Origin of the sequence: Streptomyces sp. bgisy159, assembly GCF_965341775.1 — a bacterium.
In the GTDB taxonomy this organism is placed as follows: Bacteria; Actinomycetota; Actinomycetes; order Streptomycetales; family Streptomycetaceae; genus Streptomyces.
The window spans coordinates 106843-130479 of record NZ_CBDQZH010000011.1 but is presented as its reverse complement, the minus strand read 5'-3'; the positions used below and the strand labels follow the sequence as shown (position 1 = coordinate 130479).

The 23637-nt window shown below is 74.1% G+C and carries 20 protein-coding genes; 9 read left to right on the top strand and 11 right to left on the bottom strand.

The genetic code is table 11. The annotated features are described in order from the left end of the window. Positions 1-175: 175 nt before the first annotated feature. On the top strand, positions 176-757 hold the full coding sequence (locus tag ACSLTV_RS13895; RefSeq protein WP_432137363.1) for a sigma-70 family RNA polymerase sigma factor: 582 nt from the start codon (positions 176-178) through the stop codon (positions 755-757). Then, complete coding sequence (locus tag ACSLTV_RS13890; protein ID WP_435612218.1) at positions 754-2184, top strand: zf-HC2 domain-containing protein; 1431 nt, start codon at positions 754-756, stop codon at positions 2182-2184. The genes ACSLTV_RS13895 and ACSLTV_RS13890 overlap by 4 nt, the downstream gene beginning before the upstream one ends. Before the next feature lie 66 nt (positions 2185-2250). Here ACSLTV_RS13890 and purU read toward each other — a convergent pair whose 3' ends face one another. Next, entirely contained in the window at positions 2251-3135 is an 885-nt protein-coding gene (gene purU / locus ACSLTV_RS13885) for a formyltetrahydrofolate deformylase (RefSeq protein WP_432156390.1), read from the bottom strand. Between the two features lie 73 nt (positions 3136-3208). Beyond that, positions 3209-3709, bottom strand: coding sequence for an SCO4402 family protein (locus ACSLTV_RS13880; protein WP_432137360.1), 501 nt, complete (start codon positions 3707-3709; stop codon positions 3209-3211). A 149-nt stretch (positions 3710-3858) separates the two neighbouring features. On the opposite strand from ACSLTV_RS13880, the gene ACSLTV_RS13875 reads away from it, so the two are divergent. Next, positions 3859-5172 (top strand): ABC transporter substrate-binding protein, encoded by a 1314-nt coding sequence (locus ACSLTV_RS13875; protein ID WP_432137359.1) that lies wholly within the window; start codon positions 3859-3861, stop codon positions 5170-5172. A 58-nt stretch (positions 5173-5230) separates the two neighbouring features. Here ACSLTV_RS13875 and ACSLTV_RS13870 read toward each other — a convergent pair whose 3' ends face one another. Then, a complete protein-coding gene (locus ACSLTV_RS13870) occupies positions 5231-7093 on the bottom strand; it encodes a hypothetical protein (protein WP_435612217.1) in 1863 nt (620 codons plus the stop codon). A gap of 118 nt (positions 7094-7211) precedes the next feature. After that, positions 7212-8597 (bottom strand): transcriptional regulator, encoded by a 1386-nt coding sequence (locus ACSLTV_RS13865; protein WP_432137357.1) that lies wholly within the window; start codon positions 8595-8597, stop codon positions 7212-7214. A gap of 255 nt (positions 8598-8852) precedes the next feature. On the opposite strand from ACSLTV_RS13865, the gene ACSLTV_RS13860 reads away from it, so the two are divergent. The 3 genes from ACSLTV_RS13860 to ACSLTV_RS13850 all read left to right on the top strand — a co-directional run bounded on the left by ACSLTV_RS13860 (position 8853) and on the right by ACSLTV_RS13850 (position 11955). After that, the gene (locus tag ACSLTV_RS13860) at positions 8853-9515 is read left to right on the top strand and encodes a bifunctional DNA primase/polymerase (protein WP_432137414.1); all 663 of its coding nucleotides are present in this window, start codon (positions 8853-8855) and stop codon (positions 9513-9515) included. An 83-nt stretch (positions 9516-9598) separates the two neighbouring features. Next, the gene (locus ACSLTV_RS13855; RefSeq protein WP_435612216.1) at positions 9599-10372 is read left to right on the top strand and encodes an ABC transporter ATP-binding protein; all 774 of its coding nucleotides are present in this window, start codon (positions 9599-9601) and stop codon (positions 10370-10372) included. After that, positions 10369-11955 carry a transporter gene (locus tag ACSLTV_RS13850; protein WP_435612215.1) on the top strand — a complete coding sequence of 529 codons (1587 nt, stop codon included), beginning with the start codon at positions 10369-10371 and terminating at the stop codon, positions 11953-11955. Before ACSLTV_RS13855 ends, ACSLTV_RS13850 begins: the two co-directional genes overlap by 4 nt. Positions 11956-12097: 142 nt before the next feature. Here the strand turns inward: ACSLTV_RS13850 and ACSLTV_RS13845 are convergent, their stop codons facing one another. Both ACSLTV_RS13845 and ACSLTV_RS13840 read right to left on the bottom strand, forming a co-directional pair. Continuing rightward, positions 12098-13018 (bottom strand): alpha/beta fold hydrolase, encoded by a 921-nt coding sequence (locus tag ACSLTV_RS13845; protein ID WP_432137354.1) that lies wholly within the window; start codon positions 13016-13018, stop codon positions 12098-12100. Between the two features lie 452 nt (positions 13019-13470). Continuing rightward, positions 13471-14163 carry a metal-dependent transcriptional regulator gene (locus ACSLTV_RS13840; RefSeq protein ID WP_432137353.1) on the bottom strand — a complete coding sequence of 231 codons (693 nt, stop codon included), beginning with the start codon at positions 14161-14163 and terminating at the stop codon, positions 13471-13473. Positions 14164-14381: 218 nt separating this feature from the next. Between ACSLTV_RS13840 and ACSLTV_RS13835 the strand changes: the two genes are divergently transcribed. Then, entirely contained in the window at positions 14382-15137 is a 756-nt protein-coding gene (locus tag ACSLTV_RS13835; RefSeq protein ID WP_432137352.1) for an SIS domain-containing protein, read from the top strand. Positions 15138-15142: 5 nt separating this feature from the next. On the opposite strand, the gene ACSLTV_RS13830 is transcribed toward ACSLTV_RS13835, so the two are convergent. Next, positions 15143-16726 carry a PAS domain-containing protein gene (locus ACSLTV_RS13830; protein WP_435612214.1) on the bottom strand — a complete coding sequence of 528 codons (1584 nt, stop codon included), beginning with the start codon at positions 16724-16726 and terminating at the stop codon, positions 15143-15145. Between the two features lie 732 nt (positions 16727-17458). Between ACSLTV_RS13830 and ACSLTV_RS13825 the strand changes: the two genes are divergently transcribed. Beyond that, the gene (locus ACSLTV_RS13825; protein WP_432137350.1) at positions 17459-18532 is read left to right on the top strand and encodes an isopenicillin N synthase family dioxygenase; all 1074 of its coding nucleotides are present in this window, start codon (positions 17459-17461) and stop codon (positions 18530-18532) included. 46 nt (positions 18533-18578) lie between these two features. On the opposite strand, the gene ACSLTV_RS13820 is transcribed toward ACSLTV_RS13825, so the two are convergent. Further along, positions 18579-19679 (bottom strand): citrate synthase 2, encoded by a 1101-nt coding sequence (locus ACSLTV_RS13820; RefSeq protein WP_432137349.1) that lies wholly within the window; start codon positions 19677-19679, stop codon positions 18579-18581. Positions 19680-19953: 274 nt separating this feature from the next. On the opposite strand from ACSLTV_RS13820, the gene pdxH reads away from it, so the two are divergent. Next, entirely contained in the window at positions 19954-20664 is a 711-nt protein-coding gene (gene pdxH / locus ACSLTV_RS13815) for a pyridoxamine 5'-phosphate oxidase (RefSeq protein WP_432137348.1), read from the top strand. 14 nt (positions 20665-20678) lie between these two features. On the opposite strand, the gene ACSLTV_RS13810 is transcribed toward pdxH, so the two are convergent. The 3 genes from ACSLTV_RS13810 to ACSLTV_RS13800 are packed head-to-tail and all read right to left on the bottom strand — an operon-like array spanning position 20679 to position 23568. Continuing rightward, the gene (locus ACSLTV_RS13810) at positions 20679-21281 is read right to left on the bottom strand and encodes a TetR/AcrR family transcriptional regulator (RefSeq protein ID WP_435612213.1); all 603 of its coding nucleotides are present in this window, start codon (positions 21279-21281) and stop codon (positions 20679-20681) included. Then, positions 21269-22003 carry an enoyl-CoA hydratase family protein gene (locus tag ACSLTV_RS13805; RefSeq protein ID WP_432137346.1) on the bottom strand — a complete coding sequence of 245 codons (735 nt, stop codon included), beginning with the start codon at positions 22001-22003 and terminating at the stop codon, positions 21269-21271. The genes ACSLTV_RS13810 and ACSLTV_RS13805 overlap by 13 nt, the downstream gene beginning before the upstream one ends. Further along, entirely contained in the window at positions 22000-23568 is a 1569-nt protein-coding gene (locus tag ACSLTV_RS13800; protein WP_435612212.1) for a 4-coumarate--CoA ligase family protein, read from the bottom strand. The genes ACSLTV_RS13805 and ACSLTV_RS13800 overlap by 4 nt, the downstream gene beginning before the upstream one ends. Positions 23569-23637: the final 69 nt, after the last annotated feature.

Sequence of the window (23637 nt, the reverse complement as noted above, 5' to 3'; positions counted from 1 at the left end):
ACCAAAGGAAAGAGGCTTGTTTCCGTCGTATTCGATCCGGTTCGATCGAGGGCGGACACGGATCGCACGGGGGGCGCACATCGCGACAAAGGGGCGTGCGCTTTCGGACGTGCCGACTACATTCGGAGGGACCGAGGACGCAGGCTTGACGCAGGCACGGGGTGAGGGGGTTCACATGGCGGCGAAGGACACACCGGCCCGCTGGGACCGCACGATGCAGCAGCGGCTGGCCCGCGGCGAGGCAGCCGCCCTCGGTGAGTTCTACGACCGCTTCGCTTCACTCGTGCACGGACTCGCCCATCGGGTGCTCGAAGACGAACAGGCCGCCGACCGCGTCACCCGCGAGGTCTTCCGCCACGTCTGGGAGCACCCCGACGCCTACGACCCCCGGCAGGGCCCCCTGCGCACCTGGGTCGCCGCCCTCACCCACCGTCTCGCCGTGCAGCGGCTGCGTGCCACCGGGACCGCCGCCCTCGCCCTCGGCGGCCCCGGCACCCCCGAGGAGCTGGAGCACCGAGTGCGGCACGCCTCGGTGGCGGCCCGCGCCGACTACATCGTCCAGTCGATGCCGGCCCCACTGCGCGCCGCCCTGGAGCTGGCCTATTTCCAGCGCCGCGACTACCGCCAGGCGGCCGCCGACCTCGCCATCACCGAGGACGAGGCGCGTCGCCGCCTCCGCCTCGGCCTGCAGCTGCTGGCCACCGCCCACGACTCCGCGGCCCCCGGCGCCCCGCCCGGGTACGGGGGTGCGGCGTGACCGGTGCGGGACGGCACGAGGCGTACGACGGCCGCGGCGGGTCCCAGGGAAGAACCGAGGGGCGCGGCGACCACCCCGCCCGCCGCGGCGGCCACCACACCGACCACAGGCACGACGACGACCACACGCACCACACCGGCCACCACACCGATCGCACCGACCACGGCGGGCATCGAGGCGACGGACGCGGACCTGACCAGCCGCCTCCGGCGCCCCACACCACGATGCCGTCCGACCGTGCCGAGGGGGAGGACACGCACGGCGTGAATGACGAGGGGGACACGGCGACGCCGCCGCGTCTGGAGCACCCGGTGCTCAAGGCGCTGCTCGGTGCCTGGGCACTGGCGGCCTGCTCGGCCGAGGAGGCCGCCGCCGTCGAGGCGCACCTCGGCGACTGCGGCTCCTGCGCGGACGAGGCGCGCCGACTGCGCGAGGCGGTCGGCCTGTTGCAGCGCCCGGAGAGCCTCGACCTCGACCCGGGGCTGCGCACCCGGGTCCTGGACGGCTGCCTGGACCGGCGCCCGCCGCGCATCCCGGTACCCGAGTGGGTCGCGCCCTACGACGCGGAGACGGCCCGCCTGGACGCCCTGCTGCAGGACTTCGGCGACGCCGAGTGGCACGCGCCGGTACGGCTGCGGTGGTACGAGGGCGAGGCGACCCGGCGGCGCCGTACGACGGTCGCCGGGGTGATCGCGCACCTGCTGGCGGTGGACGGGCTGGTCGCGGTGGCGCTCGGCCTGGCGGACCCGCTGCACCAGGGCGCCGGCACCGCCGACACCGGCGGGGACGACCCGGTCGCGACCCCGGCCGACCGCACGGAGAGGTACTGGAAGGAGGCGCGCTTCCCGCACACCCGGTCGGTGCGCGGCCCGTGGCGGGACCAGACCCACGCGATCGTGCGGACCGCGTCCTGCGCCGACGGCGGTGCCGGGGAGCTCGGGGTGGCGTTCGGGGCGGGCGTGGAACTGCGGCTGCGGGACGCGATGCTGGACCGGGCGTTCGAGTGCTGGGTGCACGCGGAGGACATCGCGGACGCCGTGAACTACCCCCACGGGCCGCCCGCGCCCCGCCATCTCAACCAGCTGATCGAACGGGCCGCCGGGCTGCTCCCGGACGCGCTCGCGGCCCGCCGCCGCGCCGGTCTCGCCGAACCGGTCCAGGGCCTGGTCACCGCCGGCCGGCCCGGCCGCAGCCTCCGTCTGGAGATCGAGGGCCACGGCGGCGGCCAGTGGCACATCCCGCTCGACTCCCCCGCCGCCCTCGGTTCCGCCGACCACGAGGTGGCCCACGTGGCCCTGGACGGCGTGGAGTTCTGCCATCTCGCGGCAGGCCGCGTTCCGCCGGAGGAGGCGGCGGCGGGCCAGGTGGGCGACCGCGGGGCGATCAGAGACGTGCTGTTCTCGGTGGCGTCACTGAGCCGGATGTAGGCGGTGGCCGACGGCGGAGGGCACCCTTTCCACCGGGGGCCGGACTCGGCAGTCGGCCGGGCTCGGCTAGGCGAAGACGACCGTCCGCCGGCCGTTGAGCAGGATGCGCCGCTCGGCGTGCCACTTGACGGCCCGGGCCAGTGCCTGGCACTCCACGTCGCGCCCGACGGCCACCAGCTGGTCGGGGGTGACGTCGTGCCCCACCCGCTCGACCTCCTGCTCGATGATCGGCCCCTCGTCGAGGTCGGCGGTGACGTAGTGCGCCGTGGCCCCGATGAGCTTGACGCCCCGGGCGTGCGCCTGGTGGTACGGCTTGGCGCCCTTGAAGCTCGGCAGGAAGGAGTGGTGGATGTTGATGATCCGCCCGCTCAGCTGCTTGCACAGGTCGTCGGAGAGCACCTGCATGTACCGGGCGAGCACCACGAGTTCCACCCGCTCCTCACGCACCAGCTCCAGCAGCCGCGCCTCCGCGTCCGGCTTGGTCTCCTTCGTCACCGGGATGTGGTGGAACGGAATGTTGTACGAGCCCACCAGCTCGGCGAAGTCCGTGTGGTTGGACACCACCGCCGCGATCTCCACCGGCAGCGCCCCGATCCGTGCCCGGAAGAGCAGGTCGTTCAGGCAGTGCCCGAACCTGCTCACCATCAGCACGACGCGCATCTTCTCGTCGGCCCGGTTGATCTGCCAGTCCATCTGGAAGGAGTCGCCGATCGCCGCGAAGCTGGCCCGCAGCTTGTCCACCGTCACCGGCGCCTCCGCCGAGAAGTGGACCCGCATGAAGAACAGTCCCGTGTCGTGGTCGCCGAACTGCTGGCTGTCCTCGATGTTGCAGCCGGTCATGAACAGATAGCTGGACACGGCGTGCACGATGCCCTGCTTGTCGGGGCAGGACAGCGTGAGGACGTACTGGTCGGCGAGGGCCGCGGCGGCTCGGGTGGGCTGCTCGTTCATGCAGCACAGGGTCCCATACCGCGCCCCGCTCCGGGCAGGCGTCCCGGAACGCGGACCCGCCCGGCGCCGGGTCCTAAGCGGCCCGGGTCATGATCCGCAGGACCTCCAGGCTGCGCGGCGGCGCGTCCGGGTCGTCGCCGTCGCTCGCCGCGAGCCGCACGTGGGCGTCCCGCGCCGCCCGGACCGCGTCCGGCCAGCCCTGGTGCTCCAGATAGGCCGCGACCGGCGCGTCCGGCCCGACCTGGTGCATGATCCGCAGCACCCGCAGCACGGCGGTGTCGACCAGCGCGGCCTCCTGCGAGTCGCGGAAGATCGTGCCGACGTACTTCTCGGCGGACCAGTTGTCCAGCCAGGTGTCCTCGACCAGGCGGTACACGGCGTCGGTGACGTCGCCGTAACCGTCGGCACCGGCCAGCCATACGTCCCGCTGGAACGCCGGGTCGGAGAGCATGTGCAGCGCGGAGCGCACATTGCTGCGCCAGCGCCACCACGGCATGTCGTTGAGTGGCATGCCGCCCATGGTGGATGAGCGACGGCCGCGACGGGAAGTGTTCTCCTGAGCTTGCACGGTCATCGATCGTACGATCCGTGTCACACCGGCCGCGTCCCGCCCTCGCCGCGACCTGCGCGCAGCGCCCCGGCTCCCCCAATTCACCGTCACGTCACCTTCCGTTGCTCTCGGGTCACGCCCGGGTTAGTGGTGTGACGGAATCGTGCGTGTCCATGACCGGCAGGCGATGTACACGAAGCCCCCTTCTCCCCACGTACCGCCGCTTCACCCGGCGGCTCAGATCCACCGCGCTGCACGCGGGCGCCCTGGCCGCCGGTGCGTCGCTCGTCGCCGGCTGCGGAGTCCTCCCCGGCACCACGGGGGGTTCCGGCGACACTCCGATCACCGTGATGACGTGGGCGCCGGAGGACACCACGGCCACCAACAAGCCCGGCATGCCCGCCTTCGCCCTCGCCTACGCCCGCTGGATCAACGCCCAGGGCGGCCTGAACGGGCGGGAACTGAAGGTGCTGGCCTGCAACGACCGCAACGACACGGTGGGCGCCGCGGACTGCGCCCGGCGTGCCGTCAAGGAGGGCGCCGTGGCGGTCGTCGGCTCCTACAGCCAGTACTCCGCGTCCTTCCTGCCGCATCTGGAGGGCGCCGGCATCCCGTACATCGGCGGCTACGGCGTGACCACCGCCGAGTTCACCAGTCCGCTGTCCTACCCGGTCAACGGCGGCCAGCCCGCGCTGCTGGCGGGCCTCGGCCAGGAGCTCGCCCGCACCTGCGGCGAGGTCGCCCTGATCCGCCCGGACACCATCGCCGGCGACTCCCTGCCCGGCATGCTGAACTCCGGCCTGAAGTCCCGCGGCCACGACGGCGCCCGGGACCAGCGCGCCGCCGAGGACGCCACCGAGTACTCCACCGAGGCCGAGCGGGCGCTGCGGGCGGCGGGGCGCGGCGACGACGGCGAGGGCTGTGTGGTGCCCGTGCTCGGGGACCGCACCAGCACCTTCATGGACTCCTTCCGGCGCACCGGCGACAAGGCCGCCGACGTCCGCACCGGCACCGTCCTCGGCAGCGTCGACCAGACGCTGATCAACTCCACCGGCGGGGCGAGCAGCCCCTACGAGGGGTCGTACGTCACCGGCTGGTACCCGGTGTCCAGCGACAAGCGCTGGGACGAGATGAAGAAGATCATCAACGAGGAGGCGTTCACCGACAACCGGATCGACCCGGACGACACCGGCGTGCAGACGACCTACCTCGCCTACACCGTCTTCCGGAAGGTCGTGGAGTCGCTCGGCGGCGGCGAGGTGAGCGCCGACACGGTCCGGGGCGCCCTGAACGACGGGCTGAAGGTCACCACGGGCGGCCTCACGCCGACGCTGCGCTGGGGCTTCGCCGAGCGGCTCGGCTCGGTCGGCCTGCCGCGCCTGGTCAACGCCGACGTGACGTTGCAGGTGGTCCGTGACGGGCGGCTGGTGGCGGCCAGGAACGGCTTCGTCGACGTGACGCGGACGCTGGAGGCCGCCGACCTCTGACCGGCGGCCTCGGGGAACCCAGGGGAGCCCGGCGGCCGTCCGGCGCCGGGCAGCCGGCTCAGAGCTGGCTGGGCTGGCGCTGGGTCAGGCCGTACGGCTGGGCGATGGCGTTCCACAGCGGAGCCGCCTTGCCCTTCTGGGCGGTGGCGGTGCCGCTGGCCCGGTTGCCGGCCTGGGTCTCCCCCGTCGCCCGCGCCTTGCCCTTCTTGCACAGGTCCTTCTTCTTGGCGGCGACCTGGTCGGCCCAGGCGGCGTAGTGGTTGTCGGCGGACGCCGACGCCTGCCAGGCCTTGGTGAGGGCGGTGGTCAGCGCCTCGTGCTGGGGCAGCTTGTCCACGGGCAGGGCCCCCAGGCGAGTGACCAGGTCGGCGCGCTGTCGGGCGGCGGCCCGCAGGTCGGCGGCGGCCTGCGCGAGGTTGCCGCACGACTTCACGTCCGACACGGCCTTGATCACGCTGGCCCGGCTGGTGCCGCTGTCGGCGAGCAGCTTGTCCAGGGCGATCGCCTGCTGCTCGGCCTCGTCGACGGTCGCCGACGGCGACGGCGTCCCGGCGGGCGCCGACGCGGCGACGGTCTTGCCGTCGTCCTTGTCGTCGCCTCCGCCCCCGCCGCCCAGCAGGGCGCCGGCGCCGATGCCCACCACGGCGATGGCGACGCCGATCGCCGCGAACAGCGGCAGCCGGGAGCCGGTGCCGCCGCGGCGGCCGCCGTGGTCGTCGGCGTCGTCGTGCACGGCGCGGCGCGCGGACGGCGGGATGAAGGAGCCCTGCGGGGCCGGGGCGCCCTGCGGCGGGCCGCCGTAGCCGGCCGGGGTGCCGTGGCCGCCGGACTGCGGCTCGGTGAAGCGCGGCATCTGCTGGGTGGAGGCGGCCGGCGCCTCGGCGTCGGCGGGACCCCCGCGGAAGAGGTTGTCGAACTCCGCCGGGGGCTGCCGTCCGTCGCCGCCGGGCGCGCCCGGACCGCCGTAGCCGCCCTGCGGGCCTGCCGGAGCACCGGTCACCGGCGGTATGTACTGGGTGGCGTCGGCGTCGGAGCCGCCGGGGGCGGCCGGTGCCTGGGCTCCCGGGTAGCGCGTCGGCTCCGCCCGGTTCTCGTGCGGCAGCGCGCCGGACGGGACCGGGGGTATGTACTGGGTGGCGCCCTCGTCGGCGCGCGCGGCGACCGGCGGCAGGTACTGGGTGGCGTTGTCCACGGGACCGGTGCCGGGGCCGCCCGGCGCGCCGGTCACCGGGGGTATGTACTGGGTCGCGCCCTCGTCCGCGGCGGGCGGCAGCGGCCCGCCCGCGGTCCGGCCCTGGCCGTACGGCGGCTGCGGCGCGTTCTCGGGCGGCAGCGGGCCGGGGCCGCCGGACCGTGCGCCGCCGCCCCACGGGTCCGCCCCCGTCTGCCCCGGCTGCGGCGGGGCGGAGCCCCACTGCTGCTGGTCCGCGGGAAGCGGCCAGCCGCCGGGGGCGGACAGCTGCTGCGGCGGGGACCCGGGGTGCGCTCCCGGACCGGCGTGCGGCGCGGCGCCGGGCTGCGCGCCGGGGCCGGGCTGCGGGGGCACGCCCTGCTGCGCGCCGGCGTCCCAGCCGCCGCCCCAGCCGCCGTCGGCACCCGGCTGGGGTACCGCGCCGGGCTGCGGGCCGCCGTACGAGGCGTCGGGCGGGCCGGGCTGCTGCCCCGGCAGGTGGCCGCCGCCGTCGGCGCCGGCGTCGCCGTACCCGGCTTGGTGACCGTAACCGGCCTGGTCGCCGTAACCGGCCGGGGCGCCGTACCCGCCGTGGCCGTAACCGCCGCCGTAGCCGTCGGCGTGGCCGGGCGGGCCCTGGGGGCCGCCGGACAAGCCCGGCAGCAGGGGTTCGCCGCCGTCGGAGGGCAGCACGATGCCTTCGCGCGCGGGTCGCGACGAGGGCTCCTCGCCCTGTCCACTCTGCGTCACCGGGACTCCTGCTGATGGGGGACCTTCGGAATCGTCGGCTCACGCTACCGGGTCCCCCAAAGTCCGTGCCACGCAGCTCAGAAGGCGACCTGCCGCCCTGTGACCCCGCTGACGGCGCTCAGGCCGCGACCTGGACGTCGAGCCGCGCCCCGAACTCCCTCACCACCGCCTCCTCCCGGAAGGGTTCCAGCCGCTGCTGGAGGTCCTCCAGATACTCCGCGCCGCGGTTGGAGCGCAGGGTCTCCAGCAGTTCCACGGCCTGCAGGCCGGTGTGGCAGGCCTGCTCCACCTCGCGCTGCTGGACCTGGGCGGTGGCGAGCAGGACGTAACCGATGGCACGCCGGCGGGCCCGGCTCTCCGGGTGGCCGGCGAGAGACTGCTCGGCGCAGCGTGCCGCCGCCTCGGCCTGGCCGAGATCGCGGTGGCAGTGCGCCAACTCGTCGGCGAGATAGGCCTGGTCGAAGTGGGCGATCCACGCCGGGTCGTCGCCGGACGACGGATCCGCCGCCTCCAGCGCCGAGACCGCGCGCCCCGACGCCGCCTGCGCGGCGCGCACGTCGCCCATCAGGGCGTGCCCGCGCGCCTCCGCGGCGTGGAACATCGCCTCCGCACGCGGGGTCACGCGCCCCCGCGCCCCCTCCTGCGCCGCGCGCGCCAACTGCGCGATCTCCCGCGGGTTCCCGAGCTGCGCGGCGAGGTGGCTCATGGACGCGGCGAGGACGTAGCCGCCGTAGCCGCGGTCCCCCGCCGCCTGGGCGAGCCGCAGCGCCTGGATGTAGTACCGCTGGGCCAGGCCCGGTTGGCCGGTGTCCACGGCCATGTACCCGGCGAGTTCGGTGAGTCGGGCGACCGCGGCGAACAGGTCGCGGCCGACCGCCTCCCGGTAGGAGCCGGCCAGCAGTCCCGAGACGACGCTGTTGAGGTAGTGCACGACGACCGGGCGGACGTGCCCGCTGCCGTACTGGTGGTCCAGGTCGACCAGCGCCCGCGTCATGGCGGTCACGGCCGCCACGTCGGACTGCCCGACGCGGGGCCCCGCCGAGCGCGCGACCTGCGCGTCCGGGGCGGAGATCAGCCAGTCCCGGCTCGGCTCGACCAGCGCGGAGGCCGCCACCGACGACCCGGACAGGAAGTCGCGCCGCCCCACGTCGCTGCGCCACAGCTCGCAGACCTGCTCGATGGCCCCCAGCACCGTCGGCGAGAACTGCAGGCCGACGCCGGAGGCGAGGTTCTTGCCGTTGGCCATGCCGATCTCGTCGATGGTGACCGTACGGCCGAGTTTGCGGCCCAGTGCCTCGGCGATGATCGCCGGTGCCCGGCCCCTCGGCTGCTGGCCGCGCAGCCAGCGGGCCACGGACGTCTTGTCGTAGCGCAGGTCGAGCCCGTGTTCGGCGCCACACATGTTGACCCGGCGTGCGAGCCCGGCGTTCGAGCACCCGGCTTCCTGGATGAGCGCCTGCAACCGTTCGTTCGGCTGCCGCGCCACAAGCGGCCTTGCGGCCATGGCATAACCCCCTGCGAGCCTGATGAAGCGAAAAGATCCGGCCGTGAAGATCAATGCCCCGCACACAGGACGAAAATGCGAGGCATGCGAGGATTGCCGGGGTAAAGGCGGATGCCGACCCCCTTCCTGACTACCCCCTCCCGCTCCCGTTCGTTCCACGCGCCCCCGCCCGTGCACCCATGCGCCCCGGAGCCCGGAGCGATGCACCTCCCCCGCGCACGCGCGCGGGCGTAACCCCTGGTGACCGCCAGAGTTGTGTTCATCGTGGAAGACACCATCGCGGGCACCGAAGCCGCTCAGATCCCGAAGCAGCGCGGACAATCGCTGCTGGAGACCGCCGTCCGTTACGCCGAGGAGCGACACTGGGACGTCTTTCCCGGCACCTGGCTGGAAGCCGTGGACGGGGCGCAACGCTGCTCCTGCGAAGACGCCGGGTGCCCTGCGCCGGGGGCGCATCCCGCCCGGCCCGACTGGGCGACCCAGGCCACCGGCAGCGCGACCGTGGCGCGCCGGATGTGGCAGAAGCAGCCGACCGCGTCGATCCTGCTGCCGACCGGGCGCACCTTCGACGCGATCTCCGTCCCGGAGACGGCCGGGTTCCTGGCGCTGGCGCGCATGGAGCGGATGGAACTGACGCTGGGTCCGGTGACGTTGTCGCCGGACCGGCGGATGCACTTCTTCGTGCTGCCGGGGGCCGCCGTGAAGATCGCCGATCTGGTGCGCAAGCTGGGCTGGTCGTTGTCCTCCCTCGATCTGACGGCGCTCGGCGAGGGCGCGTACGTCGCCGCCCCGCCGACCCGGTTCGGGTCCCGGGGCGCCGTGCAGTGGGCCTGCCGGCCGACGCCGGCCAACCGGTGGCTGCCGGACGCCGAGGAGCTGATCTCACCGCTCGCGTACGCGTGCGGGCGGGACCGGTAGGGCCGCGGGTGCCGGTCCGGCGGGCTCGCCCGCGCTGTTGCGCGCCTCTGCCCGGCCGTTGACTCCGCCGTAGGGTTTGACGCATGACGTCAGCGGCTGTTCGGGTGCGGGGACTCTGGAAGCGGTTCGGGGAGCAGGTCGCGGTCGGGGGGATCGACATCGATCTGCCGGCCGGCCGCTTCATCGGGCTCGTCGGACCGAACGGTGCCGGGAAGACCACCACCCTGTCGATGGTCACCGGGCTGCTGCGGCCCGACGCCGGGAGCGTGGAGGTCGTCGGACACGACGTGTGGCGGGACCCGGTGGTCGTGAAGGCGCGGATCGGGGTGCTGCCCGAGGGCCTGCGGCTGTTCGAACGGCTGTCGGGGCGGGAACTGCTCGGCTACACCGGGCGGTTGCGCGGTCTGCCGGGGGCGGAGACGGACCGGCGGGCCGACCGGCTGCTGGACGTGCTCGACCTCGCCGGCGCCCGGCACAAACTGGTCGTGGACTACTCGACCGGCATGCGCAAGAAGATCGGGCTGGCGGCGGCGCTGCTGCACAACCCCGAAGTGCTTTTCCTGGACGAGCCGTTCGAGGGGGTCGATCCGGTGTCCGCGCAGACCATCCGGGGCGTCCTGGAGCGCTACACCGCCTCCGGCGCGACCGTGGTCTTCTCCTCCCACGTCATGGAGCTCGTGGAGTCGCTGTGCGACTGGGTGGCGGTGCTGGCCGCCGGGCGGATCCGGGCCCAGGGCCCCCTCGCGGAGGTCCGGGGCGACGCGCCCTCGCTGCAACGGGCGTTCCTGGAACTCGTCGGCGCGCCGGGGCGGGACGCCGGGTCGGATCTGGACTGGCTGGGCGGCGGCACCCGATGAGCCCGCTGACCGCGACCGTCGTCCGGCTGAAGCTGTCGCTGCTGCGCAACGGGCTGAGGCAGTCCGGCGGGCGGCGGGCCGTATACGTCGCCTCCGCCGTGCTCGTCGTGGCGTTCGCCGCGCTGCAGCTGATCGGGCTGATCGCGCTGCGCGGTCACGAGCACGCCGCGTCCCTGGTGCTGCCGCTGGTGGCGGTGCTGGGGCTGGGGTGGGCGGTGATGCCGCTGTTCTTCCCGGCCGGGGACGAGACCCTGGACCCGACGCGGCTGGTGATGCTGCCGCTGCGGCCCCGCCCTCTGGTGCGCGCGCTGCTCGCCGCCTCCCTGGTGGGCATCGGCCCGCTGTTCACCGTCCTGCTGCTGGCGGGCTCGGTGGTGTCCGTGGCGCACGGGGCGTTCGCGTACGCCGTCGGGGCCGTCGGCGTCGTGCTCGGGCTGCTGGTGTGCGTGGCCCTCGCGCGGGCCGTGGCCGCCGCGAACATGCGGCTGCTGACCAGCCGCCGGGGCCGGGACCTCGCGGTGCTCAGCGGACTGGTCGTCGCGGTCGGCGCGCAGGTCGTCAACTTCGGTGTGCAGCGGCTCGGCACGTCGGGGCTGGGGCAGCTCGACCCGGTCGCGGACGTGCTGCGCTGGGTGCCGCCCGCGGCGGCCGTCGGCGCGGCCGACTCGGCGAGCGACGGCTCGTACGGTGCGGCGGTGCTGCAGCTCCTGCTGTGCGCCGGGGCGCTGGCGGGTCTGGTGGGTGCGTGGGCGGCGAGCCTTGACCGGCTGATGACCGCGCCCGACGGGTCCACGCTGCCGGCCGCCGAGCCGGGCGCGGGCCGGCGGCGCTCCGGTGGTCTCGCCCGGCTGCTGCCCACGGGGCGGACGGGGGCCGTCATGGAGCGCGGCCTGCGGTACGTGTGGCGCGACCCGAAGACCAAGGCGGCCTGGGTGACCGCGCTGGCCATCGGTCTGATCGTGCCGCTGTTCAACGCGGTGCAGGGCACCGGCTCGGTCTACTTCGCCTGCTTCGCCGCCGGGATGCTCGGCATCCAGATGTACAACCAGTTCGGCCAGGACACCTCCGCCTTCTGGACGGTCGCCATGACCATCTCCTCCCCGCGGGACGCGTACGTCGAGCTGCGCGGACGGGCGCTGGCACTGCTGGTGATCACCCTGCCGTACGTGACGCTGGTGACCGTGGTGACGACCGGGCTCCTCGGCGACTGGGCCCGGCTGCCCGAGGTGCTGGGGCTCTCCTTCGCGCTGCTCGGCGCCCTGCTGGCCACCGGCGCCTGGACGTCGGCCCGCTTCCCCTACTCCATCCCCCAGGAGGGCCACAAGAACGTGGCTCCCGGTCAGGTGGGGCTCGCCTGGGCGGGCATCGTGGGCGGCATGGTCGCGGCGGCCCTGCTGTGCTCGCCCGTCATCGCGGTGTCCATCTGGTGGAACGTCACCGGGGTCGGCAACGCGTGGAGTTGGCTGCTGCTGCCGTGCGGCGCCGGGTACGGGGCGTTGCTGACCTGGCTGGGGCTGCGGCTGGCGGCACCGAGGACGGCGGCCCGGCTGCCGGAGATCCTCACGGCGGTCAGCAAGGGGTGAACGGCGGTCGGCATCGGGCGGAGGGGGAACCGGCCGGCAACGGGTGACCGCAGCAGCCGGTCGGCAACGGGTGATCGCAGGTCGACAACGGGTGGAGGGAGCCGGTCCGGCCCGGGCGGCCCTTCGCGGGGCGCGGGGCAGGTCAGGTCTTGAGCACCTTCTCCAGGAACGGCTCCACCGCGTCCCGCCAGGCCGCCGGCCGGTCGTAGTGGACGAGGTGTCCCCCGTCGGCGACCTCCGCGTACTCCCCCCGGGGCAGGACCCGCACCATCTCCTGCGCCTCCGCCCGCCCCAGCTCCCCGTCCGGTCCGCGCAGGACCAGGGTCGGGCAGCGCACCTGCGCCAGTTCCTCCCAGTGCGCGTCGTAGACCCAGGTCTCGCGCGAGCGCAGCATCTGCTCGGGGTCGAACACCGGCCGCCAGCCGTCGGCGCACTCCCGCATGATCTCCGCGAAGTACGCGCCGCGGGCGGGGTCGGGCCGCTCGACCCGGGGGTCGTCCGCACCGAACCACCTGCGGACGTCGGTGAGGGTGGCGAACGGTACGGGCCAGGACCTGAACCAGTCGGTCCACTCGCGCTGCGAGGCCGCGCCGAGGGCGGAGGCCCGCATGTCGCAGATGACCAGGCCGCACACCAGGTCGGGGCGTTTCGCGGCGAGTTGCCAGGCGGTCAGGGCGCCCATGGCGTGGCCGACGAGGACGGCCGGGGCGAGGCCGAGCTGTTCGAGCGCCGCCTCGGCGTCCTCGACGTAGGCCTCGCGCGTGAAGGCGGCCCGCGGGGGCTTCTCGCTGTGGCCGTGGCCCCGCTGGTCGAGGGCGACGGCGCGGTGGCGCTCGGCGATCCAGCGGGCGGTGGCCGCCCAGTGCGAGGCGCGGCCCATCAGGCCGTGCAGTAACAGCACGCCGGGGGCGCGCTGCCCGTGGCCGTCCGGTGCTCCGGCCGGCCGGCCGGGCGGGAACGGGACGGGCATCGGACGGTCGGGCACCGGCTCGGGCGGGTCGCCGAACTCCCACGCGGCCAGGCGTACGCCTCCCGCCCCGGTCACGTCGCTGCGTCGCGCCACTGGTCCGGCACCCCCTGGCTTCGCTCGGCCGCTGCCCACTCTCACGCGTACTGGTGCTGTTGCCGTTGCCGCTCTCACGTCACGCGCAGATTATCGAACTCGCATTCGAGACTCGCTCTCTTCCCGGCCAACACCCCTCGTACGAGTGACGACACTCAAGGAATGATCGCCGTTGTCGAGGGGAGATCTTCTGCGGGAGGCGGACCGCTCGGGGAAACCGGTCCGACGGGAATGACCCTGAGAGCTCGGGGCTCCGGGTCAGCACAGGGGAGGACAGGCCCCGGCGCCACTGGGCGCCGGGGCCCTCCGCTCGTCTGCGGCACATCTTCCCGCCCCCTAGGTCATATGCCTCGGCTGTGCCTCAGCGACAGACTGGCACGAGACGCGACACGGCGCTGCGGTTTCCGGCCGCCGCTTTCCCGGCGGCCCGCCGTCCGCGCCCGGGGCGCAGGTCAGCGCTTGGCGACGAAGACGTGCGAGGCGACGTCCGCCGCCAGTTCGGCGGCCTCACCACCGCTGCCGACCAGCACCCCGCCCGCCGACTCCGTCACGCTCACCACCGAACCGGGCTGCACCCCCGCGCGGCGCAGCGTGTACATCAGCTGCGCGTCGGTCTGGATCGGCTCGCCGATCCGGCGCACGACGACGGTCTTGGCCTCGTCGCCCGGGGCGAGGTCGGCCAGCGAGACCATGCCCTCGTCCAGGAACGGATCCGCGCCGTCCTTCTCGCCGAGCTCCTCCAGGCCGGGGATCGGGTTGCCGTACGGGGACTCGGTGGGGTGGCGCAGCAGTTCCAGCACGCGCCGCTCGACGGCCTCGCTCATCACGTGCTCCCAGCGGCAGGCCTCCGCATGCACCTGCTCCCACTCCAGGCCGATCACATCGACCAGAAGACACTCGGCGAGGCGGTGCTTGCGCATCACCCGGGTGGCCAGGCGACGGCCCTCGTCCGTCAGCTCCAGATGACGGTCGCTGGCGACCGACACCAGTCCGTCCCGCTCCATACGGGCCACCGTCTGGCTAACCGTCGGACCGCTCTGGTCGAGGCGCTCGGCGATACGGGCGCGCATGGGGACGACACCCTCCTCCTCGAGTTCGAGGATGGTGCGGAGATACATCTCCGTCGTGTCGATCAGTCCGGACATACGTGCCCCTCGATGAGATCTCCCGGAGGCTCGACGGCTCTCCGGCGAACGCGTGCGCTGGCCCTGTGCCCAATTCTGCCGGATGCCGCCGACAACCGTGCCGCACGGAAGGAACCGCCCGGTTCCCGACCGCCCCCACGCCGTATTGACACCGCACTGGTCCAGACCGCACCGTGATCCGCGACACGGACACCGGACACGGCAAAGGGGCCCCTCGGATGAGTGACCGTACGCTCGGCGGCCAGTTCCTCGACGCGGCGATCGGACTGCTGCGGCGGGTCCGCGACGAGGAGGCCGACGGGATCCGGGCCGCCGGCACCCTGCTCGCCGACACCGTCGCCGCCGGCGGCCGCCTCTTCGCCTTCGGCGCCGGCCACTCCTCCCTCGCCGCACAGGACCTCGTGTACCGCGCGGGCGGCCTCGCGCTGATGAACCTGCTCGCCGTCCCCGGCGTGGTCGGGGTCGACGTCACCCCCGCCACCCTCGGCTCCGCCCTGGAGCGCGTCGACGGCCTCGCGAGCGCCGTCCTCGACACCTCACCCGTGCGGGCCGGCGACGCCCTGGTGATCGTCTCCCTCTCCGGCCGCAACGCCCTGCCGGTCGAGATGGCGCTCAACGCCCGCGCCCTCGGCGTCAAGGTCATCGGCGTGACCTCGGTGGCGTACGCGAGCGAGACCAAGTCGCGGCACGCCTCGGGGAGCTTCCTGAAGGACCACTGCGACATCGTCCTCGACTCGAAGATCGCCGTCGGTGACGCCGAGCTGACCCACGACGCCGTCCCCGCGCCCTTCGCGCCCGCCTCCACGGTCGTCACCACGGCCCTCCTCCAGGCCGTGATGGCCACCGCCGCCGGTGCCCTCGCCGACCGCGGCGTCGAACCCCCGCTGCTGCGCTCCGGGAACGTCGACGGGGGCCACGAGTGGAACGGCCGCGTGATGGAGGAGTACCGGGACCGGATCTTCTACCGCCACTGACGCGCCTACCGCTCGCCCTGCGCCCAGGGTCCCCCAGGTCCCTCAGGTCCCCCATGTCCCTCAGGCCCCTCAGGTCCCTCAGGTCCCTCAGGTCCCTCAGGTCCCCATGATCCCGCGGCCTTCTCGGCCCCCTCGGAGCCCTCGCGCCCCCGGGGTTCCTCCGGTCCGGCCGTCCGGGCCGTGTCCGCGAGGTCGAGCGCGGCGGCGATGCGCAGGGCCACGTCCTCCGCGTAGGTCGTGTCCGAGCGCTCGAAGGCGGTACGGCCGCGTCCCCGGAGGAAGGTGACGACGCCGAGGGTGCGGCCCCTGCTGCGCAGCGCCGCACACAGCGCGTGGACCGTGTCCTGCGGCCACTGGCGGCCCCGCGCCCACTCGGCGGACCGCTCCTGCGGGACCGCGCCGCTGCCCGCCCGCACGGAACCGGCGCGGGCCACGCACTGCAGCGCGGGGTGCCCCTCGGCGTACCGCACGGGCAGACCGGCCCGGCCGGTGAGCGCGGCGGGGCCCGGCCCGCCGGACGGGGTCTCGGCGATGCGCACCAGCCGCAGCGGCGTCGTCCCGCCGTCGCCGGACGTCGTGCCGCCCGCCACCCGGTCGATCAGGGCGTGGTCGGCGAAACCGGCCAGCGCGAAGTCCAGATGGACGGTGACCGCCTCCGCCGGGTCCTCGCACTCGGCCGCCGCGCGGGCGGCCCGGTGCATCTGGTTGGTGCGGAAGCGCAGCACTGACGCCTCCTGCTCGCCCTGCTTGGTCTCGGTGACGTCCTGGAACAGCCAGCCGACGCCCAGCGGCACGGGCTCCTCGGCGAGCGGCGAGGCCAGCCGCAGGAAGCCGCTGCGCCAGCAGCGCCGCTGCTCGCCGTCGGGGGTGCGCACCCCCACCCACATCTCGGTGAGCGCGGGCGGCGCGCCCTCGGCCAGCACGTGGGTGAGCGCGTTCTCCACCTCCTCCACACCGTGCGTGAGCAGGTCGCCGAGCGGGCGCCCGAGGACGGCGGTGCGGCCCGAGCCGAGCGCGCGGGCCGCGTGCGCGTTGACGACGGCGGGGCGCAGGTCGGCGTCGACGAGGACCACACCCCAGGAGGCGTCCTCCAACAGCGCCTCGCTCAGCGCGATCGACCGTTCCAGGTCGATCTGCGCGTGCACCTCGCTGAAGGCGCAGTACACGCCGGCGGGTTCGCCGTCCGGGCCGCGTACGGCGGCGGACTGCGTGCGCACCAGGACCCGGCCGCCGTCCTTGGTCACCAGCGCGAACTCGTGCACCTGGCGCCCCGGCGCGTGCATCGCCGCCATCAGCCGCCGCTCGATCTCCTCGGCGTCCGCCGCGCGCACCGCCCATCCGGCGAACCCCTGCCGGCCGACCGCCTCGGCGGCGCTCCAGCCGAGGATCCGCTCGGCCTCGCGGTTCCAGTGGGTGACGACGCCGTCGGCGTCGAAGGCGCACAGCGCCGCGTCCATGCCGTCGAGCAGCGCCGCGAGCAGATCGGAACCGCCGATGTGCTCGGCACTCGCGGCGCCGCCCCGCTCGGGCGGCTCGGGCTCGTCCGGCCCCAGCTCGTCCGTGGTCCCGCTACGCCGGGAAGCACTCACCTGTGGACCCCCTGCAGGCTTGGCCCTGGCCGACCCTCGTCGGCCTCTCGTCAGCCCCTCGTCGGACCGTTGTTGGCCTTCATTCAACTGGAACGTGACGCAGCCCACACGGGGTTCCCGCAATATCGCGAAGGAATCGTTGTGATCGCCCGGCACCACCGCCCGCGCCGCACCGGGCCCCGTCCGCCCCGGCGGCGCGATCACGCCGGGAACGGTCGCCGGAAGGCCGGCGCGACGCCTGGGACCGCGATCCGCGGCCGCGCTTCTCGAAAAAGCTGTTGATGACTGCCCGACCGGTTCTTAGGGTGGGTGCCATCGCTGAAAGGAGGTGATCCGGTACATGAGTGAATCCCGGACGCGCGAGGTGACTGCGGGCTAACGGCCCGCCGTCGTACTCGGTTCGGCGCCGGACCGGCGTGCGCGCGACGCACGCAGCCGGCCAATCCAACGCAGTCACCCGGCCCGTGGGCTGCCGGTACGTCCGGCCGGCTCCTCCTTGAGAGGACCAAGCCCACGGGCCGTCTGCGTTTCCCGGAGGACTTGCGGCCGTGAGGCGCGTCATACGGGGATTCTCCGGCGCGCAGTACCCTGAGGGCATGCTTTCGCTCGTTCGACGCCGCCACGTGGACTACGTCCGCGTCACGAGCACGGGCTGTCGACGCTCCTTCTGAGCAGTCCGGCCCCCTTTTCCTTCCGCGGTCACCGCCGCCTCACCTCCACGTGGACACACCCATGTCGCACACCCTGACGTACCCGTCCAACCCGACGTACCCGTCCGACCCGTCGCACCGGTCCACTCCGTCGTACCGGCAACTCCCGATCATCGACCTGTCGCTCGCCGACGGCGGCCCCGAGGCGCGGGCCGTGCTGCACGCGCGGCTGCACGCCGCCGCGCACGACGTCGGCTTCTTCCAGCTGGTGGGCCACGGGGTCGGCGCGGCACAGACCGCGCGGCTCGACTCGGCGATGCGGCGCTTCTTCGCACTGCCCGAAGCCGAGCGGCTCGCCCTCGACAACGTCAACTCGCCGCACTTCCGCGGCTACACCCGCACCGGCGACGAGCGCACCGGCGGCCGCCGGGACTGGCGGGACCAGCTCGACATCGGCGCCGAGCGGCCGGCCCGCGCACCGGGCCCGGACGAGCCCGCCTACTGGTGGCTGCAGGGCCCGAACCAGTGGCCCGAGTCCCTGCCCGAGCTGCGCACCGCCGCCCTGGACTGGATCGACCGGCTCAGCGGGGTCGCCGAGCGGCTGCTGCGCGAACTGCTCGCCGCGATCGGTGCCCCGCCGGACTTCTACGACCCGGTCTTCGGGGAGCGGGCGCATCCGCACCTGAAGCTGGTGCGCTACCCCGGGCGGGCGCGCGACGGCGCCGAGCAGGGCGTGGGCGCGCACAAGGACTACGGCTTCCTGACGCTGCTGCTGCAGGACGCGGTGGGCGGGTTGCAGGTGCAGCGCGAGGACGGGCTGTTCCATGACGTGCCGGCGCTGCCGGGCGCGTTCGTGGTGAACCTGGGCGAGCTGCTGGAGGTCGCGACCGACGGGTACCTCGTCGCCACCAACCACCGGGTGGTGTCACCGCCGTCGGCCGTGGAGCGGTTCTCCGTGCCGTTCTTCTACAACCCGCGCCTCGACGCGCGCGTGGAGCCGCTGCCCTTCCCGCACGCGTCGGCGGCGCCGGGCGTCACCGCAGACCCGGCCAACCCGCTGTTCGCCGAGTACGGCTACAACGAACTGAAGGGCAAGCTGCGGGCCCACCCGCTGGTGGCGGAACGGCATCACCCGGGTCTGCTGACACCGGCGTGAGCGCTGTCGCCCCGGGGCGCGTGGGCCGCGCCCCGGGGGTTCCCGCTCAGTGGGCGATGTCGCCGTGCCCCTGGATCTCGCGCGGGTCGCGCGGGCCCGGTCCGACGTACCGCGCGGAGGGCCGTACGAGGCGTCCGGTCCGCTTCTGCTCCAGGATGTGCGCCGACCAGCCCGCCGTACGGGCGCAGGTGAACATGGACGTGAACATGTGCGCCGGCACCTCCGCGAAGTCCAGGACGATGGCCGCCCAGAACTCGACGTTGGTGGCCAGGACGCGGTCCGGGCGCCGGTTGTGCAGTTCCTCCAGGGCGGCCTTCTCCAGCGCCTCGGCGACCTCGAAGCGTGGGGCGCCGAGTTCGCGGGCGGTGCGGCGCAGCACGCGTGCGCGGGGGTCCTCCGCGCGGTAGACGCGGTGGCCGAAGCCCATGAGGCGCTCGCCGCGGTCGAGGGACTGCTTGACGTACGCCTCGGCGTCCCCGGTGCGTTCGATCTCCTCGATCATGTGCAGCACGCGGGAGGGGGCGCCGCCGTGCAGCGGCCCGGACATGGCTCCGACGGCTCCGGAGAGCGCGGCGGCCACGTCGGCGCCGGTGGAGGCGATGACGCGGGCGGTGAAGGTGGAGGCGTTCATGCCGTGCTCGGCGGCGGACGTCCAGTAGGCGTCGACGGCGGCGACGTGCTTGGGGTCGGGCTCGCCGCGCCAGCGGATCATGAAGCGTTCGACGACGGACTCGGCCTTGTCGATCTCGCGCTGCGGCACCATGGGCCGGCCCTGGCCGCGCGCGGACTGGGCGACGTACGACAGGGCCATGACGGCGGCGCGGGCGAGGTCCTCGCGGGCCTGCTCGGCACTGATGTCGAGGAGGGGTTTCAGGCCCCAGACGGGGGCGAGCATGGCGAGCGCGGACTGCACGTCGACGCGGATGTCGCCGGAGTGCACGGGGATGGGGAACGGCTCGGCGGGCGGCAGGCCGGGGTTGAAGGCGCCGTCGACGAGGAGGCCCCAGACGTTGCCGAAGGAGACGTGACCCACGAGGTCCTCGATGTCCACGCCTCGGTAGCGGAGCGCGCCGCCTTCCTTGTCGGGTTCCGCGATCTCCGTCTCGAAGGCGATGATCCCTTCGAGTCCGGGTACGAAGTCGGACATCAGGCGGCTCCTCGTGATGTGTGACGGGTGGGGCGTCCGGGCTGTGGGTGTGCCGGGGTGTGGTGGGGCGGCTCGCGGTCCGGGCGGCCGTCCCGGAGGGTTGCCCCGCGCGTGCCCGGGCGGGGCCCCGTGCGGTGGTGATGCCCCGTTCGGCCGACGGTCACCCGGCCGGAGGGGTACCAGCACGATATCCCCGAGTGCCACCTTTGGGGAGTCCTCGCGGCACTGAGTGCCACGTAAGTGTCGGGGCAGGGCCGGTCTGCCGGGGCCGGGGATGCGGGAAGATGACACAGTGAGCGACCGAGACGCCGTCCCTTTCGATCCCGTCCGTGATCCCGTGCCCGACCCCGCGTCGATGCGCAAGCAGTACCGGGTGGAGGGTTTCGCCGAGTCCGATCTGGCCGACACGCCCGTGGAGCAGTTCGCGCGCTGGTTCCGGGAGGCCGCCACCCAGGCGCATCTGTTCGAGCCGAACGCGATGGTCGTGTGCACGGCCGACGCCGAGGGGCGGCCGTCGTCGCGCACGGTGCTGCTGAAGCAGTTCGACGAGCACGGTTTCGTCTTCTACACGAACTACGAGTCCCGCAAGGGCCGGGACCTCGCCGAGAACCCGTACGTCTCGCTGCTCTTCCCGTGGCACCCGATGGCCCGGCAGGTCATCGTCCAGGGGGTGGCGCGGCGTACCGGCCGGGACGAGACGGCCGCCTACTTCCGGACCCGGCCGCACGGCTCGCAGCTGGGGGCGTGGGCGAGCGCCCAGTCCGCCGTGGTCGCGTCGCGCGCGGAGCTGGACGCCTCGTACGCGGAGCTGGCCGCCCGCTACCCGGAGGGCGAGCAGGTGCCGGTCCCGCCGCACTGGGGCGGCTACCGGGTGGCGCCGCAGAGCGTGGAGTTCTGGCAGGGCCGGCTGAACCGGCTGCACGACCGGCTGCGCTATGTGGCGGAGCCGGACGGGAGCTGGCGGGTGGAGCGGCTCAGCCCGTAGGCGGTCGGGGCGGCTCAGCCCAGTGCCTGGTCCAGCAGGGCCGCCCACTGCTCGACCACGCGCTCGCGTCGCTGCTGGTCGTCGGTGAGGAGGTTGGCCAGCCCGAGCCCGCGGGCCATGTCCAGCAGGCCCTGGACGGTCTCGCGGACGCCGGGGCGGGTCTCGTCGGCGGCGAGGAGTTCCACCGCGATGCGATGGGTCTCGCGGCCGACGCGGGCCTCCAGCTCGGTGACGCGCGAGCGCAGCTGGTCCTCGTTGGAGGCGGCGACCCAGAGGTGCAGGGCGGAGCGGAACAGGGGGCCGGTGTAGAGGTCGACGAGGGCGGCGACCACGGCCCGCCGGTCGCCCGCCGCGCCCTCGGGGAACAGGGCGCGCAGGGCCGTGGAGCGCTCCTCGGCGACGTACTCCACGGCCGCCGTGAAGAGGTCCTCGCGGGTACGGAAGTGGTGTTGGGCGGCGCCCCGTGAGACACCGGCGCGTTCGGCGACGACGGTCACCGTGGAACCGGCCCAGCCGTGTTCGGCGAGGCAGGCCACGGCGGCCTCCAGCAGCCGCTGCCGGGTGGCGCGGCTGCGGTCCTGCTTGGGGACGCGGTCGACTGTGGTCACAGCACCCATGGGGGATCCCGTCTTTCAAGGAAGGCCGTCATCCCCTCGCGGGCCTGCGGGGAGGCGAACAGCCGTGCCGAGAGCGCGGTGAGGTGGTCCGCGTCCCGGTCGAATGCCTCCAGCACCCTAGTCGTGAGCAGCCGCTTCGTCTCGGCCAGGGCGTCGGGTGCGGACCGGCGCAGTCCGTCGAGGACGGGACGCAGTACGGCGTCCACGTCGTCGCCGGCAGCCGTGAGCAGGCCGACGCGGACCGCCTCGGCCGGATCGAAGCGCTCGCCGGTGAGGTAGTGGCGGGCGACGGCGCGGGGGTCGGCGCGGGGCAGGACCGGCAGGGAGATCACGGCGGGGGCGACGCCGATGCGGACCTCGGTGAAGGCGAACGTGGCGTCGAGGGAGGCGGCGGCGATGTCGCAGGCGGCGAGGAGGCCGAGGCCGCCCGCGCGGACGTGTCCGGTGACGCGGGCGACGACCGGTCGGGGCAGCTCGACGATCTGCCGGAGCAGCGCCACGAGCGCGTCGGGGGCGGGCGGGTCGCGCAGGTCGGCCCCGGCGCAGAAGGTGGTGCCGGTGTGGGTGAGGACGACGGCGCGGGTGCCGGGGTCCGCGGCGCACTCGGTGAGTGCCTGGGCGAGGTCGGCGACCAGGGCCGCCGAGAGGGCGTTGCGGGTTCCGGGCGAGTCGAGGGTGAGGGTCTCGATGCCCCGGACGCGGGTGCGGGCGACGAGGGTCACGGGCGCTCCTTGAGCCGTCTGCGGAGGATCTTGCCGGAGGCGGCGCGTGGGACGGCGTCGACGAAGGTGACCCGGCGGACGCGTTTGTAGGGGGCGACGCGTTCGGCGACGTACATCATGACCTCGCCGGCGGTGAGGCCGGCGGCGGTGGGACCGCGGACGACGTAGGCGTGCGGCACCTCGGTGCCCTCGTCGGTGGGGGTGCCGGTGACGGCGGCGTCGGCGATGCCGGGGTGGGTGAGCAGCAGGGCCTCCAGCTCGGCCGGGGCGACCTGGAAGCCCTTGTACTTGATGAGTTCCTTGACGCGGTCGACGACGAAGAGCCAGCCGGCGGCATCGACCCGGCCGACGTCCCCGGTGTGCAGCCAGCCGTCGGGGTCGATCATGGCGGCGGTGGCGGTGGGGTTGCCGAGGTAGCCCTTCATGACCTGGGGGCCGCGGATGAGGATCTCGCCCCGCTCGCCGGTGCCGAGGTCCTTGCCGGGGTCGTCGAGGGAGACGATGCGCATCTCGGTGCCGGCGATGAGCCTGCCGACGGTGCCGGCGGGGGCGTCGCGCATGGCGTCCAGGGGGACGACGTGGGTGCCCGGGGAGAGTTCGGTCATGCCGTAGGCCTGGCCGACGGGGGGCAGGTTCAGGCGGCGGGAGCAGGCGGCGGCGAGGTCGGCGTCGAGCGGGGCCGCGGCGCTGATGACGTACTTCAGGGACGACAGGTCGTACCGGGCGACCGCCGGGTGTTTGGCGAGGGCCAGGACGATCGGCGGGGCCACGTAGAGGGCCGTGATGCGGTGGTTCTGGATGGCCGCCAGGAACGTCTCCAGTTCGAAGCGGGGCAGGACGACGACGGTGGCGCCGCTGCGCAGCGGCGCGTTCATCAGGGCGGTGAGCCCGTAGATGTGGAAGAGGGGCAGGACGGCGAGGACGCGTTCGCCGGGGCCGGCGGGGATCGCCGGTTCGAGCTGGGCGAGGTTGGTGGCGAGCTGCCGGTGGGTGAGCATCACGCCCTTGGGGACGCCGGTGGTGCCGGAGGAGTACGGCAGGGCCGCGACGTCCTCGACCGGATCGATGGCGGGGTGCGGCTCGGGGGCGCGGGAGGCGAGCATGTCGATCAGGGAGCGGTGTCCGGGGGCGCTGTCGCAGACGAGGATCTCCTCGATGCCGCCGGAGAGTTCGGCGGCGCGGCGGGCGGTCTCCAGGAACGGGGAGACGGTCACGATCCAGCGGGCGGCGCAGTCGCGGAGCTGTGTGGCGAACTCCTCGGCCGTGGCGAGCGGGTGCACGGTGGTGACGGTGGCGCCGGCGCGGGTGGCCGCGTGGAACGCCAGCGGGAAGGCGACCGTGTTGGGGCTGTGCAGGGCGAGGACGTCGCCCTTGCGGACGCCGGCCTCGGCGAGGGCGGCGGCGACGCGCCGGTGGAAGCGGTCCACCTGCTCGTAGGTGAGCGTGGTGCCGTCGGTGCCGTCGATCAGGGCGGGCAGGTCGCCGAACTCGGCGGCCCGGCCGAGGACCGCCTCGTGGATGGGGAGTTCTACGGCCGGGACGTCTGCGTACTCGCTGCGGAACACGCTTCCTCCTCGCACAGCGCGGTGCCGGACGGTGGTGGTCGGTGCGGTCGGAACGAGCGGTCGCTACGA

Coding starts and splice junctions, on each gene's coding strand:
- ACSLTV_RS13895 (WP_432137363.1), top strand. CDS start 176: ATGGCGGCGAAGGACACACCGGCCCGCTGGGACCGCACGATGCAGCAG.
- purU (WP_432156390.1), bottom strand. CDS start 3,135: ATGAACGAGCAGCCCACCCGAGCCGCCGCGGCCCTCGCCGACCAGTAC.
- ACSLTV_RS13880 (WP_432137360.1), bottom strand. CDS start 3,709: ATGACCGTGCAAGCTCAGGAGAACACTTCCCGTCGCGGCCGTCGCTCA.
- ACSLTV_RS13875 (WP_432137359.1), top strand. CDS start 3,859: ATGACCGGCAGGCGATGTACACGAAGCCCCCTTCTCCCCACGTACCGC.
- ACSLTV_RS13865 (WP_432137357.1), bottom strand. CDS start 8,597: ATGGCCGCAAGGCCGCTTGTGGCGCGGCAGCCGAACGAACGGTTGCAG.
- ACSLTV_RS13855 (WP_435612216.1), top strand. CDS start 9,599: ATGACGTCAGCGGCTGTTCGGGTGCGGGGACTCTGGAAGCGGTTCGGG.
- ACSLTV_RS13850 (WP_435612215.1), top strand. CDS start 10,369: ATGAGCCCGCTGACCGCGACCGTCGTCCGGCTGAAGCTGTCGCTGCTG.
- ACSLTV_RS13840 (WP_432137353.1), bottom strand. CDS start 14,163: ATGTCCGGACTGATCGACACGACGGAGATGTATCTCCGCACCATCCTC.
- ACSLTV_RS13835 (WP_432137352.1), top strand. CDS start 14,382: ATGAGTGACCGTACGCTCGGCGGCCAGTTCCTCGACGCGGCGATCGGA.
- ACSLTV_RS13825 (WP_432137350.1), top strand. CDS start 17,459: ATGTCGCACACCCTGACGTACCCGTCCAACCCGACGTACCCGTCCGAC.
- ACSLTV_RS13820 (WP_432137349.1), bottom strand. CDS start 19,679: ATGTCCGACTTCGTACCCGGACTCGAAGGGATCATCGCCTTCGAGACG.
- pdxH (WP_432137348.1), top strand. CDS start 19,954: ATGCGGGAAGATGACACAGTGAGCGACCGAGACGCCGTCCCTTTCGAT.
- ACSLTV_RS13810 (WP_435612213.1), bottom strand. CDS start 21,281: ATGGGTGCTGTGACCACAGTCGACCGCGTCCCCAAGCAGGACCGCAGC.